This is a genomic window from Hymenobacter lucidus (assembly GCF_020447265.1).
GTDB classification, from domain to species: Bacteria; Bacteroidota; Bacteroidia; order Cytophagales; family Hymenobacteraceae; genus Hymenobacter; species Hymenobacter lucidus.
The window spans coordinates 536,476-549,617 of record NZ_JAJADR010000004.1 but is presented as its reverse complement, the minus strand read 5'-3'; the positions used below and the strand labels follow the sequence as shown (position 1 = coordinate 549,617).

Sequence of the window (13,142 nt, the reverse complement as noted above, 5' to 3'; positions counted from 1 at the left end):
CCAAACGGGCTCCGAAAAAAAGTTTTTCGAAGAGAAGTCTTGGCCGCCTCCGGTTGAAGCGGGCTGCAAAGGTAAGACCCGCGACCCGATTTTTCCAACCCTGCGCCCAACTTTTTTTCTCTGCTGCTGGTGCCGGCTGTGCCCCGAATCCGTCCGATTTGGGAGTGCAAAAGTGGGACTTGGCCCGCTCATTTCCAAACCCGCTCCCCTTCTTTTTCGTTGAAGGCCCGCTTGGCCACCACCGGCCGTTAGTTAGTACGCTGGGGTATAACCCGTTGTCAGGAAAGCTTAGTTCAGCAACAGCGAAATATTTTTCATATCCTGTTTCTGGCACCTACTTGTTTTCGAAGAAAAGGGACAGGTCTGGCTCTACTTGACGCGGCCGTTGACTTTCGTATTCGTAGATTTTCTGCCCTAAAAGGGCAAGGAAGGGTAAACCAACTGACTCATACTCGTACGCTCCATCGTTGATTATGCCGTCTTTGTTGACATAAAGCACCGCGCTCAGGAGGAATTCGGCTTGCTTGGTGGAATCGGCGAAATAGGCTACATCTGATAAGTAGCCGTGCGACATCCCTACTACATTGTATATATGCAAGCCTGGTTGGGCGCTGCGTGCAGGGCTTCGGCCATAGTATAGATACTTCTTATAGGCGTCGAAAAACCGGCGAGGAGCATAATAGGTCACTTTTGAGCCGTGGGGCGTTTGATATAGATAAGTACGCAGGAATGAATAGTCGCTGGCAGCTAGGTTGAACTGCTGGCTTTGCGGAACATCATTAGGGAAGATGACAGCTTTCAGGATATCGGTTATGCGTTGGAGCGGCAGGTAGTTGGCCGTGGTAAAGTCGTAGGGCTGATTTATTATCCGGCCGCCAGCTTGGTAGCTTCGCCCCTTGGTAACATGGCCAAGCGGAAAGTTTAAGGAGCGGGTATTAACTGCTGCTGGCTGCTGGTAAATAGGCTGGGCCTGCGCGTTGTAGAACGTGAAGGGATTGGTATACCGGTTGGCAGTCGTATCGCAGGGCGCAAACCGGCGGACGATGCGGATATCGGAGTAACCCATACTCCAGAGTCGCTCATTGAGCGGCCGCTGACCCAGGAACTCGTACAGGCGGTTGTAGGCCTGATTGTCGCTTATTAGCAACATCCGCTTGATATAATTGCCCACGGTATTCAGCTGGTTGGAATCAGGGGAGGCAGTATAGGGCACAGGGGTTTGGCAGCGAAAGGCCGTGCCGATGGATAACGGGCTATTTCGGTTTAGGCCGGGCTGCTGCAGCCGGTTGAGCTTTTCGAGGGCTAGGGCCGATACGGGCAGCTTTACCAGGCTGGCTGGGTTGAAATACTGACGTGCATTGAGGTGGAAACTGTGTTGGGTGAAATGCGGCCGGTTGCGCTGGTCACGGTTTATCTGCGTGTAGATAATCTGTACTTCGTACTCATTGGCCCGCCGGATAACCGCCGCCAACTGCGAATCAGTGCGAAGCAGACTGTCAAGCAGTGGGCTGTCAGCCGGAGCTTGCCAGGCCGGGTGGGGTGTTGCCAGCCGTAGTGGTGGGGCAGCCTGGAGCAGCACGAGCAACATCAGGCTCAAGGCCATACCCAGGGGCAGAACAATATTTTGCTTGGTCATTTCACCTTATATATAGGGTACTGGCAACAGCATTAGCCTGAAACAGCAACGGGGTGCCAACTGCGTTTGTTGGCACCCCGTTGCTGTTTTTGACTACCGGCTTAAATAGCCGGGGCGCTCTGTCGCTTGGCCAGCAGCAGATTGGAGTCGTTTTGGCGCCAGTTGTAGCCAGTGCCAAAGGGCAAAGGGCGCGGTTTGTTGGCCGTGTCGGTATACACTTTGGTCAGAACCGGCTGGTATTGCTTGGCGAAAAGGTTGATAGGCCGCTTGTAGGTGCCGTAGTAGGTAAATTTCCAGTCGGCGGGGCGGAAATACTTCATGGCAATGCCGGAATCATCTTGCAGGATGTAGCTGCTACGTTCCAGCACCAAGTTGCGGACTTTAGAGAAATAGCTCTTGTGCATCAGGTAAGAGGCCGACTTGACATAGGTGGTGAGCGGGCCCAGGGAGCGGACGTAACGCAACGCCGATTCTTTGGTGGTGCCAAGCTTCCAATCGGAAAGGTCGGCGGAGAGGTAGACGACAGTCTTTTCGACGCCTTCTTTGCTGCGCAGCTTTACTTCGACGCCCGGCACTACGTTGAGTCCCGGCTTCTGTACCTGAGTCGAATCGGCTTCGGTGAGCTGGCCTTCAGCATTGAGCACCACGTAGCGTAAGGCCTCCACTTGGTGGTCGGTGCGAGCCGCGAACAGCAGCAGCAAGGGTACTACTCCCCCGATATTGACGCGCTGGTTGCTTTTAGCGGCATTTTTCAGAATAGAATTCGCCTTGCGCATGGCGTTGCTGTCGGCTTTTTTAGAATTCAGCTCCACGGCCATATCGTTGGTGCGAAAGAAGCTAAAGTTCAGCACCGACCACAGCGAAGCCTTCAGGGCCGGATAGAGCTTCGGATTGGCCAAGGTGTTCTGGCGTGGCACCGACCCAACCGGCTCTAGCCCGACCAGCACGTAGGTTTGGCTGGCGGGAAACATTGTGACGACGTTGAGCAGATCGGGGCCGCTGAAGGGGTAGAAGATAGTTGGGCTGGCGGCTCGCACGGAGTCCAGTTCGGTAGCAGCCCACTGCTGAATCTTGTGGGTGCGCGTTTGGTGGTACGTGAGCCAGCTTTTATCAGCATCGGCGGCAAAGGCTTGCCAGGCGGGGGAAGCCGTGAGGGAACGTAGCTCGCTGTTGCGGCTAACCCGACTGCCGGCTATGTAAGCGGCTATATCCTGCAGCGCGGTGGTATCGGGGGCGGCCGGGGCGGGAACCGGAGCCAAAGAAGAATCGGGGGCAACTGGGGTGGCAGCTACGGGAGCGGCTTGCTCGGCAACCGGCTTTTTTGGTTCGGAGCAAGCCGCCAGCAAGAGTAGAAAAGCCGGCAGCGCCCCGAGAAAGGATAAGCGCATGGAATGAGTGTTGAGGGAGTAGCGGGAATATCTTGAAAGGCAAATGTAGTCAGTTCCCATTTTCCAGACTGTCGCTGGATGCTCAAATGCCCTTGAAACTACGACCCAGGAGGTAAACTACTGCCCCAACGGCCAGGGTAGCCAACCCATACAACGACTCCGTGGGCTTGTCGCGCAGGATAAAAATCAGCGTCCAGCCGCTCAGGGCCAGGAAAACCAAGGGGGTAATCGGGTAGCCCCAGGCGCGATATGGGCGCGGTAGCTCGGGCCGGCGCAAACGCAGCACAAACAAGCCCAGCACCGTCAGAAAGGTGAATAGGCTGAGCACAAAGCCCGCATAGAGAAGTACCTGCTCGAAGGTAGAGGTCAGGATGAAGAGCAGCGTGAGGGAAGTTTGGAGTAGCAGAGCACGGACGGGAATACCGTTTTTGCTGACCACGGCTAGACCCCGCAGGGCCGGTAGGTCCTCCCCCATCACCTGAATGATGCGCGGGCCGGCAAAAATCATGGAGCTGACAGTGGAAACCAGCAGCACGGCAATGACGGCGCCCATAAACTGGCCCAGGGCCGACCCGAAAATCTGGCTGGCGGCCACGTAGCCTACTTCCAGCTGCCCGGCCAGCTTGGGAATAGGCGTCGAATAGAGAAAGATGAAGTTGAGGCCTACATATAGTAAGAGTACCACGGCCGTGCCCGCCAGCAGAATCCGGGGCAGGTTGCGCTGCGGATTGGCTACTTCCCCCGTCAAATACACGGCGGCATTCCAGCCTGAGTAGGCATACGACACATAAATGAGGGAAACCGCGAAGGCCGGACTCAGCAGCTGCTGCCAGTCGGCCGAATGAGGAACGAAGGCAATGGGCTGGGGAGTGGCAGCTAGCAAACCGGCCCCGATGAAGAGCACCAGCACGGCTACTTTCACGGCCGTAACCATTACCTGCAGACGGCTCCCAGCCCGGGCGCTGACGGCGTGAATAGCCGTGAGGCCCAGCACGACGAGTATCGACAGAGCCTGGGCTGGCACGGCGGGCCACACGCTAGCCGCGTATTTTCCCAGGGCCATGGCGGCCAGAGCGGTAGGAGCAGCAAAGCCAACGGTAGCCGAAACCCAGCCCGAGAGGAAGCCCAAAGCCGGATGGTAAATCTGAGACAGGTAATGGTATTCGCCGCCCGAGCGGGGCATAGCCGCGGCCAGTTCACCGTAGCACAGAGCTCCGCAGAGGGCAATGAGGCCACCCACCACCCAGAGCATCAGCAGGGCAAAGCCACTCTGAATTCCCAGCACCTGAAACCCCAAACTGGTAAAAACGCCCGTGCCGACCATGTTGGCAATGACAATAGCGGTACCGGTCAGGAAGCTGATTTTGTAGGGCTGGGCACTGGGTTGCTCGGGCATAGAAGTTCGTTCGGGGCCCCAAAGATGCATAATATGCCCACTGTATTGCGGAAATACGATTTTCTACCGACTGCTCCAAACGCAAAGAAGCCCGTCGGCAGCAACCGATGGGCTTCTCTTCAGCAGGAAATACGACTAGCTGGCGGCCGGAGCTTTCGGGCGCTTATACAGCGGCACGGTGCTGCACGGCTCGCCATACATAATGCTGGAAGTAACGGGCAGCAGCTTTTGCATGATGGCCACGTAGGCATAAGTGGGCACCGGGATGTTACCGCAGCCTTTCACCACTACTTTCGCGTCGCGGAAATCTTCGGCGTTGATGCCGGCAATGGCTTCGTGAAACAGCTCCTGCTCCAGCGCCTCCAGGTTGCCGAACACGTAGCGGTGGGCGTGATTCTGCAGCTTCGAGGCCAGCAGCATATATGCCCAAGTGGGCACAATGGCATCGGCGGAGCAGATGATGGCCACATTTTTACCGTCGTACTGGCTCCAGTCGTGGGTTTTGATAAACTCCCGGAAATCCTTTTCGCGCAGCATCAAGCCGTGGAACAGGTTTTCCTTGATGTCATACACCACCCGCTCGCCGGGATGAATGAATTCTTCCAGGTTGAGCGAGGTCAGGGCGCTTTGCGCAACACGGTTGATAAGGTCTTCCATTGTTTTTATATGAGAACTGCGGGGTCAGAACTAAGAGCTTAAACTAAAACTGCATACTGTTGTCTAGCAGAATCTAAGCTCTGAGTTCTAACAATCTAACTTCTAGCCTTCGGCGTGGTGGTGTGTACTTCCTTCAGATAAAAAGGCTCGTAATAGGCTACGTCCCGAAACTCCTGGCGCTGGAAGGCGTGCTGGGCCAACTCGCCCACTGCAATAGCAGAAGGCTCGATATTCGTCAGGAAACCCGCATTCGGCGTATTCAGTAGCGGTGCAAACTTGGCCGCGCCGTTGCCGAAGAATAACAACCGATGGTGGGTTAATTGTTCGGCCAGCGTGTCAGAATCCAGAATAAGCGGCGCCGGAGCCAGCATTTCCCGTCCATCGTGGGTGTAAAGGGCGCTGTACACTTCCATACGGCGGGCATCCAGCATGGGGCAAAACAGCACCTGTTCGGCCTGGGCCGTGTACCTGGCCACCTGATGCGCCAGGGCCTGCAGCGTACTGATGGCAATGAGCGGAATATCCAGCGCGTAGCAGAATCCCTTGGCCGCCGCTGCCCCAATGCGTAGCCCCGTGTAGGAGCCCGGCCCATCGGACACAGCCACTGCCGCTAGGTCGTGCAGCGTGTGGCTGGTGTTGTCCAGCAGCTGCTGCACCAGCAGGCTCAGGTGCGACGAGTGCGACTTTTCCAGCCGCAGCTCCGATTGGCCCACCAGTTGCCCGTCGCGGTGCAGGGCTACGGAGCAAACGGGCGAGGAAGTTTCCAGGGAAAGGATGAGCGTGGACATGCCACAAAGGTACTACTTCGTTTCTGCTGTCATTCTAGGATAAGTATACTCTGAACACTAAGCCTATTTGTTCAAATTCAATAGCCCCGGCTTCCAATGCATCAACAATTTGTTGCTCATAACTAAGCATGTGTGGCATAATTAAACGCCCTCTGGTTTTGACTACGAAAGGGTTTACCTCAACCCACTCTACTTCACGTAGGGGGTAAGGGCCTGTGGTAGATGCCTCGACATAGTTTTCTACTGGAACAGTAAACCAAGAAGCCCAGGGACTAACTTCATCAGCAGCGAATAGCTTCAACCGGGTTTGAATTTTGTATTCAGTATTCAGCTTGTCAATAAGGTAGTGGGCTTTCATAGTTGGTTAAAAAGAAAAGCAGCCTCAAGACGAGGCTGCTTTCGTGCTTTATAAACTAATGCTGCTTACTTCCCGCCGGCCGTCTTGCGGTTGGCTTCGGGCCGGGTTTTGGCTTCCGGCGTGCCGGGCTTCAGCAAAGCTGCATAACGCGGGGCGTCGTTGATGACCTGCATGGCGGTGAGGATGTTGGGGTCGTCGTCGAAGCTAGCCTCGATACCGCCTTTCTGGAAATAGTAGCGCGACACAATTTCCTGCTCCAGCAGCTCTCGGATTTCGGGCTTAAAGCGGGTCAAATCGTTGCTTTTGTTGGTCGACACCTTCTTACGGATGGCTTCCAGCTCAGCTTTCACGTCGTCATAGTGCTTTTCTTCCTTGGCTTTCTTCGACAGCTCCGTCAGGCTTTTCTCCATATCGGTGCTGTAGTTGATGTCCTTACCGGCCAAAAACTGCACGAACTTCTGGTAGTCGGCATCGGATAGCTGAAACTCACGGGCCGTAGCAATGGTCGGGTGCTCGGCGCGGTAGCGGGTGGCGTAGTCGAACAGATAGTTTTTCTGCAGCAGCACCCGGGTGATGTCGGCAATTTCCTTTTCCTGCACTTCCACGTCGGGGGCCACGCCGCCGCCGTCGTACACGACGCGGCCACTCTGGGTTTTGAAAGCCGTGCGCAGCGAGTCCGGGAATTTGCCCAGCGTACCGTCGTCAGCGCGGTGGGCGTAGTCGATTTCCTGAATGCAACGGCCACTGGGAATGTAGTATTTAGCCGTCGTCACCTTCAGCTGTGAGTTGTAGCTCAGGGGCCGGGTAGCCTGCACGAGCCCCTTGCCGAAGGTCCGCTCGCCCACTACCACGGCGCGGTCGTAGTCCTGCAGCACGCCCGATACGATTTCGGAGGCTGATGCCGAGCGGCTGCTAGTGATAATCACAACCGGAATCTGGGTATCGAGCGGAGCGTCGAGGGCTTTATAGGTTTTATTCCACTCCGTCACTTTGCCTTTCGTACTCACCACGTCCAGGCCCTTATCGACGAAGACGTTGGAGATATTCACCGCCTCATTGAGCAGGCCTCCGGGGTTGTCGCGAATGTCGAACACGATTTTCTTGGCGCCCATTTCCTTGAGCTTGCTCACGGCCATGCGCACTTCCTTACCCGCATCCACCGTGAAGCTGCCGAGCTGGAAATAGCCCACATCCGAGGACAGCATACCGTAGTATGGCACGTTATCGACCTGGATTTTGTCGCGGGTAATGCTAACCTCAATCGGCTTTTCCTGGCCGTAGCGCGTCACTTCGAGCTTTACCAACGAGTTGGCCTGGCCTTTTAGCAGCTTACTGATGTCGGAATTGTTCTTCTTCTCGACGTTGACGCCGTTGATGGTCAGAATCTCGTCGCCGGGCAGCAGGCCGGCTTTCTGCGCTGGATAGCCTTCATAGGCGCTCTGCACAATAGTTTTGCCGCTGCGCTTCACCACCACCGCCCCAATACCGCCGTACTGGCCGGTAGTCAGGGTGCGGAAATCCTCGATATCGTCCTCGGGAATGTAGTTGGTATACGGGTCCAGTGACTTGAGCATGGCATCGATGCCGGTCTTGACCAGCTTGCCGGGCGTCACCTCGTCCACGTAAAACGTATTCACCTCTTTAAACAGCGTGGCGAAAATGTCGAGGTTCTTAGCAATTTCGAAGTACCGCTCGTTGTCCGAGGCAGTCCGAAACGATGCGAGCAGCGCGGCGCCCCCCAGGAGCACGCCAGCAACGGTAGTTTTACGCATATAAGTGACTAGAAGCGAGAAAAGTAGCCTACGAGACAGACTCCGCCGCGGGCGCGGGGGTTGCATCGGCTAACAAACGCTCCAGCCCTGAAATTAATTTTTTTTCCACCAGCGCGAAAGGCTTTTTTTCCTTGCCGGTATAGATAAACGCAATAGTGCCCACCGGGTGTCCGCCAGGTGCTTCCACCAAGCGGTACTTATTGAGCCGGTAAGCCTCCCGCATTAGGCGCTTGAGGTAATTGCGGTCGACAGCACGCTTAAAGCTGCGCTTGGACACACTGACCAGTACCTGCGGCGGAGCCGAGGTAGGCGCCGGGGCGGGTAGCCACACGATGCGCAGGGGGTATAAACCAAAAGAAGAACCCCGGCCGAAAAGCTCCTCAATGAGCTTTTTACGACACAAGTGTTCTTCTTTCGGAAACGAATACGAACGCGCCCCCGGCATCTGAGCCAAGGAAAGCGACACGGCAGGCGCCGTCAGCGGGTTAGCGCTTATGTTTTCCTTCGTCGGATACGGTCAGGCGCTTGCGGCCTTTGGCACGACGACGGGCCAGCACGCTGCGGCCGTTAGCGGATTCCATGCGCGTGCGGAAACCGTGCTTGTTGCGGCGCTTGCGCTGCGAGGGCTGAAAAGTACGTTTCATGATATTGTAAGAGACTCAGTGACAGGTAAGGCCGGCAAAGGTACGATCTTGATTTGGAAAAGGCAATGCTTCAAACAGCTTTTTGTGCTTAACCGACAAAAAGCTTCGGCCGGAAGCGGCAAAGATACGCATCTACCCGCCAGCTTTTCTCCCGTAAAACAGATATCCACCAGCCTGCCGGTTCCGGCGCGTTACCCCGTAGCTTTGTACCCGTTTCTGGCCTCTCCCCCGCCCTGCTTTCTATGATGCACTACTACGTTTCGTTTGACAACCCGCTCACGTTTTACCTGCAGGTACAGATGACCTTCGAAGTGGCCGCCACGGCTACCGAGGCCCTAGAATTTCAGCTACCCGCCTGGCGACCAGGCCGCTACGAGCTACAAAACTTCGCCCAGAAAGTTCAGGGTGTGGTAGTGGAGGATGCCGCTACCAACGAGGTACTGTCTAGCCGCAAGCTCACCAAAGACCGGTGGCAGGTGACGGGTGCGACAGGCCGCACGGTGCGGGTGCGCTACAATTTTTACGCCCACCAGATGGATGCCGGCGGCTCGTGGCTCGATGAGTCGCAGCTCTACATCAACGGGGTGCAGTGCTTTATGTACGTGGAGGGCCGGCAGGCGGAAACGTGCCAGCTGCGGCTAGAGCTACCCGAAGGCTGGCAGATTGCCTGCGGCCTGCCCCAAAGCGGCCCCAATACACTACAGGCCCGCAACTTCGACGAACTGGTAGACGCGCCCCTGATTGCCAGTCCCACGCTCGTGCAGCAGACTTACGTGGCCCAGGGCATTCCTTTCTCCATCTGGGTGCAGGGCGAGTGTGCACCCGACTGGCCCCGGCTACTGCGGGATTTCGCCGCCTTTTCGGAGGAGCAGTTGACCATGTTTGGCGGCTTTCCGGTGCAGGACTACCATTTTCTGAATCAGATTCTGCCTTATAAGCACTACCACGGCGTGGAGCACATGAACTCGACGGTGATTGTGCTGGGGCCGGCCGAGCTGCTGATGAGTGAAGGCCTCTATAAGGAGCTGCTGGGCGTGAGCTGCCACGAGCTGTTTCACACCTGGAATATCAAGAGCATTCGGCCGGCCGAAATGCAGCCGTATGATTTCACCCGGGAAAATTACTTTCGCACCTGCTTTATTGCCGAGGGTATCACGACTTACTACGGCGAATACCTGCTGGCCCGCGCCCAGGTGCGTACCGCCGAGCAGTATTTTGCCGAACTAAATACCGTGCTCCGTAAGCACTACGACGACTATGGTCGTTACAACCTGTCATTGGCCGATGCCTCAATGGACTTGTGGCTGGATGGCTATAAGCCTGGCGTGCCCGACCGCAAAGTGTCGGTGTACCACAAGGGCGCATTAGTAGCACTGCTGCTCGACCTGACGCTGCGCCGCTTGAGCCACCATACGCGCAGCCTCGACGACGTAATGCGCCGCCTCTACGAGGAATTTGGGCTGACTGGAATTGGTTATACCGAAGAAGATTACATCCGCATCGTGACGGAAGTAGCGGGGCGCGATATGAAAACCTATTTCGACAAGTTTATCTACGGCACGGCACCGCTGGAGGAGCCGCTCGACAAAGCACTGAGCTTTGTGGGCTGCACGCTGCATGCAGATCCGAACGTGTCGGTGGCGGAGGGCGTGTTTGGCTTCCGCTCGGTGGTGAAGAACGAGCGCACAGAAATCACCGACATTCTACCCGGCTCCCCGGCCGCCGCCGCCCTAACCGTGGACGACGAAATAGTGGCCGTGAACGGGCGGCGCGTGGATATGAACCTGCAAAGCCTACTCAACGACAACGCGGCCAGCTATGAGGTGAGCGTGTTTCGGCAAAATCGGCTGCTGACCGTCACGCTGACCGGCAACCCCGAGCAGCAATTCTGGCCGAAATACACGGTGGAAAAGCTGGCTGACGTCACCCCCGAGCAGCAGGCCAGCTTCCGGGAGTGGCTGAAGCAGGAATTTTAAGCGGCGCTTTTACCTCCAATATCATGTTACGGCTTCGCGCCCTGCTTTTACTTACTCCTCCTCTGCTGTTGCTGGGGGGCTGTACTTTCCGTGGCCCCGCCGAGCGGATGCAGCCCAGCGTGCCGACCACGGCACCGGTAGTGCCGCTGCCACGCCCGGTGCCGCCGCGCATCTACCGTCTCGAACACCTCGATACACTGGTGCAATTGCCGGGCCGGGTGCTCAGCATTCATCAGGGTAGCCGCAACGTATATGCCAAGCTGCCCCACAAAACCTGGCTGCCGCCGGAGCCCACAACCGAGGACCAGGAAATTGACCTTGAAGCCGAAGAGCGGCAGCGCCTGCGTACGGCTGGCCCCACGGTGCGCCGCACGGGTGGCACGCTGCTGCTCCGGCCCACGGCCACCAAGCAGCCGGTCCGCCTCATAAATAACCCGGCTGAGGACTACGAGAAAAACGTGAGCTTCGAGTACGTAGGCAGCCTGCCCGAAATCAAGCAGTGGTTGATTTCGGTGCATCTCTACGAAGGCGGCTACTTCCTGCTCATCGACGAGCGTACCGGCCGCCGCACCCGCGTGTGGAGCCCACCGGCCGTGGCTCCCGACGGCCGCCACTTCGTGTGCGGCAACTCCGACGTGCTGGCCCGTTACGAGCCCAGCGGCCTGCAGGTGTGGAGCGTCGACGGCCCAAAGCTGGAAAAGCTATGGGAGCGGCAAACTGAGTGGGGCGTTACGGGCCCGCGCTGGCTCGACAACAAAACCATCCTCTTCGAGCAGGATTTCTTCGACAACGGCGACGTGGATACCCGGGTTGTACGCATGAAAGTGGTGCCGTAGGGTTTGTAATGCTTCCCAAAACTAAATTCATAAAAAAAGCCCCGCTAGAATTATCTGGCGGGGCTTTTTTTATGGATTGTGTTGCTTAGTCAGCCTTGCGGCCGGGACCTTTCTGGCTACCGTCTACCGACATTGGCTGGTTGCCTTGTGGGTTGTTGCGGGGCTTGTTTACTGGGGAGGTACGTTGTTCCTCGTTGGTGCCGCTACCCGGCGTGTTGTTATGAGTAGGATTGCCAGCTTCGTTGATGCTGTTCTGGTTCACATTCTGCATGTGCGTGCCGCCGCTGTTGGACTGGGCCTGACCCTTAAAATCCATTGACTCCTGGTTTTTGGGCTCTTGGTTGTCAGCGTCAGAACGCTGGTGGGCTTTTTCCGAGTTGGTGGGCGCTTTATCTTGATGCTTACTCATGGCAGTGGAAACTTAGGTGAGAAGATACCCTGTCTTGTACCCGGCATCGGCGCAAATAGTTGTGCTGAGCGGCCCATAAAAAAACCTGCCACCCCATTGGAGGAGTGGCAGGTTTCTCACAGAACAGCCGTTACGACGATGCTTAGGCGTTTTGCACAGCCGTGGCGGGCACTACGCGCACCAGGTCGGCAAACTGCGCCTCGCGGGCTTCCACTTCTTCCGGCGTGAGGTGCAACAGCCGCTCGGTGCCGAACTTCTCCACGCAGAACGAAGCCATGGCCGATCCGTGAATCACGGCGCGCTTCATGTTGTCGAAGCTGATGTCGTCGGTGGCGGCCAAGTGGCCGATGAAGCCACCCGCGAAGGTGTCGCCAGCGCCGGTCGGGTCAAATACTTCTTCCAGGGGCAGAGCCGGCGCGTAGAAAATCTTGTTCTTGTGGAACAGCAGCGCGCCATGCTCCCCCTTCTTGATGATGAGAAACTTCGGACCGAAGCCCATGATTTTCTTGGCGGCTTTTACCAACGAATATTCACCCGACAGTTGGCGAGCTTCCTCGTCGTTGATGCTGAGCACGTCTACCATTTCGATAGTCGCCAGCAAGTCTTCCAAAGCCACGTCCATCCAGAAGTTCATCGTGTCCATTACGATGAGTTTGGGGCGGTTTACGAGGCGCTGAATCACGAGGCGCTGCACGGCCGGGGCCAGGTTACCCAGCATCAGATACTTGCAGTCCTGGTAGCTGTCGGGCAGAATCGGGTCGAAATCGGCCAGCACGTTGAGTTCGGTGGTCAGGGTTTCGCGCGAGTTCAGGTCGGTAGAGTATTTGCCCGACCAGAAGAAGGACTTCTCCCCTTCCTTGATCTGTAGGCCCTCCGTATCGACGCCGTGCTCCTGTAGCAGCAGAATGTCGGATTGCGGGAAATCGTCGCCGACCACGGCAACCAGCTTCACGGGCTTCAGCGAATAGGAAGCCGACAGGCTGATGTAGGTGGCGGCGCCACCAATGATTTTGTCGGTTTTGCCAAAAGGCGTTTCCAGCGCGTCGAACGCTACAGAACCGATAACGACCAGACTCATAGTCAGAGGGGTAAGTGGGGTTTCAGCGGAATGCCGCCGGGGGTACAACGGTACAAATAACAAAAAAAGTCCCCGGAAATTTCTCTCCGGGGACTTCCGTATGGGTAAATAATGGGGCTCGAACCCACGACCTTCGGAATCACAATCCGACGCTCTAACCAGCTGAGCTATATCTACCAGGTTGGTATTGCAGTCACAAAAGTA

The 13,142-nt window shown here is 56.7% G+C and carries 13 protein-coding genes and 1 tRNA gene; 2 read left to right on the top strand and 12 right to left on the bottom strand.

Going from position 1 to position 13,142, the window contains the following annotated elements:
- Positions 1 to 334: 334 nt before the first annotated feature.
- The 9 genes from LGH74_RS16375 to rpmH form a co-directional block, all read right to left on the bottom strand.
- The gene (locus tag LGH74_RS16375; protein ID WP_226177299.1) at positions 335 to 1,471 is read right to left on the bottom strand and encodes a serine hydrolase; all 1,137 of its coding nucleotides are present in this window, start codon (positions 1,469 to 1,471) and stop codon (positions 335 to 337) included.
- 266 nt (positions 1,472 to 1,737) lie between these two features.
- A complete protein-coding gene (locus LGH74_RS16370; RefSeq protein WP_226177298.1) occupies positions 1,738 to 3,024 on the bottom strand; it encodes a hypothetical protein in 1,287 nt (428 codons plus the stop codon).
- 82 nt (positions 3,025 to 3,106) lie between these two features.
- Positions 3,107 to 4,420 carry an APC family permease gene (locus tag LGH74_RS16365; protein ID WP_226177297.1) on the bottom strand — a complete coding sequence of 438 codons (1,314 nt, stop codon included), beginning with the start codon at positions 4,418 to 4,420 and terminating at the stop codon, positions 3,107 to 3,109.
- Positions 4,421 to 4,555: 135 nt separating this feature from the next.
- Entirely contained in the window at positions 4,556 to 5,077 is a 522-nt protein-coding gene (locus LGH74_RS16360) for a DUF2480 family protein (protein ID WP_226177295.1), read from the bottom strand.
- Positions 5,078 to 5,172: 95 nt separating this feature from the next.
- On the bottom strand, positions 5,173 to 5,865 hold the full coding sequence (gene tsaB / locus LGH74_RS16355; RefSeq protein WP_226177293.1) for a tRNA (adenosine(37)-N6)-threonylcarbamoyltransferase complex dimerization subunit type 1 TsaB: 693 nt from the start codon (positions 5,863 to 5,865) through the stop codon (positions 5,173 to 5,175).
- Positions 5,866 to 5,899: 34 nt separating this feature from the next.
- On the bottom strand, positions 5,900 to 6,223 hold the full coding sequence (locus LGH74_RS16350; protein WP_226177291.1) for a DUF6678 family protein: 324 nt from the start codon (positions 6,221 to 6,223) through the stop codon (positions 5,900 to 5,902).
- A gap of 65 nt (positions 6,224 to 6,288) precedes the next feature.
- Complete coding sequence (locus tag LGH74_RS16345) at positions 6,289 to 7,995, bottom strand: S41 family peptidase (protein WP_226177290.1); 1,707 nt, start codon at positions 7,993 to 7,995, stop codon at positions 6,289 to 6,291.
- 28 nt (positions 7,996 to 8,023) lie between these two features.
- The gene (locus tag LGH74_RS16340) at positions 8,024 to 8,461 is read right to left on the bottom strand and encodes a ribonuclease P protein component (protein WP_226177289.1); all 438 of its coding nucleotides are present in this window, start codon (positions 8,459 to 8,461) and stop codon (positions 8,024 to 8,026) included.
- 19 nt (positions 8,462 to 8,480) lie between these two features.
- The gene (rpmH, locus tag LGH74_RS16335) at positions 8,481 to 8,639 is read right to left on the bottom strand and encodes a 50S ribosomal protein L34 (protein WP_226177288.1); all 159 of its coding nucleotides are present in this window, start codon (positions 8,637 to 8,639) and stop codon (positions 8,481 to 8,483) included.
- 242 nt (positions 8,640 to 8,881) lie between these two features.
- Here rpmH and LGH74_RS16330 point away from each other — a divergent pair, with 242 nt between their 5' ends.
- Positions 8,882 to 10,615, top strand: coding sequence for a M61 family metallopeptidase (locus tag LGH74_RS16330; protein WP_226177287.1), 1,734 nt, complete (start codon positions 8,882 to 8,884; stop codon positions 10,613 to 10,615).
- Positions 10,616 to 10,638: 23 nt separating this feature from the next.
- The gene (locus LGH74_RS16325) at positions 10,639 to 11,451 is read left to right on the top strand and encodes a hypothetical protein (protein ID WP_226177285.1); all 813 of its coding nucleotides are present in this window, start codon (positions 10,639 to 10,641) and stop codon (positions 11,449 to 11,451) included.
- 85 nt (positions 11,452 to 11,536) lie between these two features.
- Here the strand turns inward: LGH74_RS16325 and LGH74_RS16320 are convergent, their stop codons facing one another.
- The 3 genes from LGH74_RS16320 to LGH74_RS16310 all read right to left on the bottom strand — a co-directional run bounded on the left by LGH74_RS16320 (position 11,537) and on the right by LGH74_RS16310 (position 13,115).
- Positions 11,537 to 11,860 carry a hypothetical protein gene (locus LGH74_RS16320; protein ID WP_226177284.1) on the bottom strand — a complete coding sequence of 108 codons (324 nt, stop codon included), beginning with the start codon at positions 11,858 to 11,860 and terminating at the stop codon, positions 11,537 to 11,539.
- A gap of 142 nt (positions 11,861 to 12,002) precedes the next feature.
- Positions 12,003 to 12,938 carry a PfkB family carbohydrate kinase gene (locus tag LGH74_RS16315; RefSeq protein ID WP_226177283.1) on the bottom strand — a complete coding sequence of 312 codons (936 nt, stop codon included), beginning with the start codon at positions 12,936 to 12,938 and terminating at the stop codon, positions 12,003 to 12,005.
- A 103-nt stretch (positions 12,939 to 13,041) separates the two neighbouring features.
- Positions 13,042 to 13,115: transfer RNA gene (locus tag LGH74_RS16310), tRNA-His, on the bottom strand.
- Positions 13,116 to 13,142: the final 27 nt, after the last annotated feature.

Bases quoted from the DNA above. Each gene is read 5' to 3' on its own strand.
- LGH74_RS16370 (WP_226177298.1), bottom strand. From the start codon at position 3,024: ATGCGCTTATCCTTTCTCGGGGCGCTGCCGGCTTTTCTACTCTTGCTG.
- LGH74_RS16365 (WP_226177297.1), bottom strand. From the start codon at position 4,420: ATGCCCGAGCAACCCAGTGCCCAGCCCTACAAAATCAGCTTCCTGACC.
- LGH74_RS16360 (WP_226177295.1), bottom strand. From the start codon at position 5,077: ATGGAAGACCTTATCAACCGTGTTGCGCAAAGCGCCCTGACCTCGCTC.
- tsaB (WP_226177293.1), bottom strand. From the start codon at position 5,865: ATGTCCACGCTCATCCTTTCCCTGGAAACTTCCTCGCCCGTTTGCTCC.
- LGH74_RS16350 (WP_226177291.1), bottom strand. From the start codon at position 6,223: ATGAAAGCCCACTACCTTATTGACAAGCTGAATACTGAATACAAAATT.
- LGH74_RS16345 (WP_226177290.1), bottom strand. From the start codon at position 7,995: ATGCGTAAAACTACCGTTGCTGGCGTGCTCCTGGGGGGCGCCGCGCTG.
- rpmH (WP_226177288.1), bottom strand. From the start codon at position 8,639: ATGAAACGTACTTTTCAGCCCTCGCAGCGCAAGCGCCGCAACAAGCAC.
- LGH74_RS16330 (WP_226177287.1), top strand. From the start codon at position 8,882: ATGATGCACTACTACGTTTCGTTTGACAACCCGCTCACGTTTTACCTG.
- LGH74_RS16325 (WP_226177285.1), top strand. From the start codon at position 10,639: ATGTTACGGCTTCGCGCCCTGCTTTTACTTACTCCTCCTCTGCTGTTG.
- LGH74_RS16320 (WP_226177284.1), bottom strand. From the start codon at position 11,860: ATGAGTAAGCATCAAGATAAAGCGCCCACCAACTCGGAAAAAGCCCAC.
- LGH74_RS16315 (WP_226177283.1), bottom strand. From the start codon at position 12,938: ATGAGTCTGGTCGTTATCGGTTCTGTAGCGTTCGACGCGCTGGAAACG.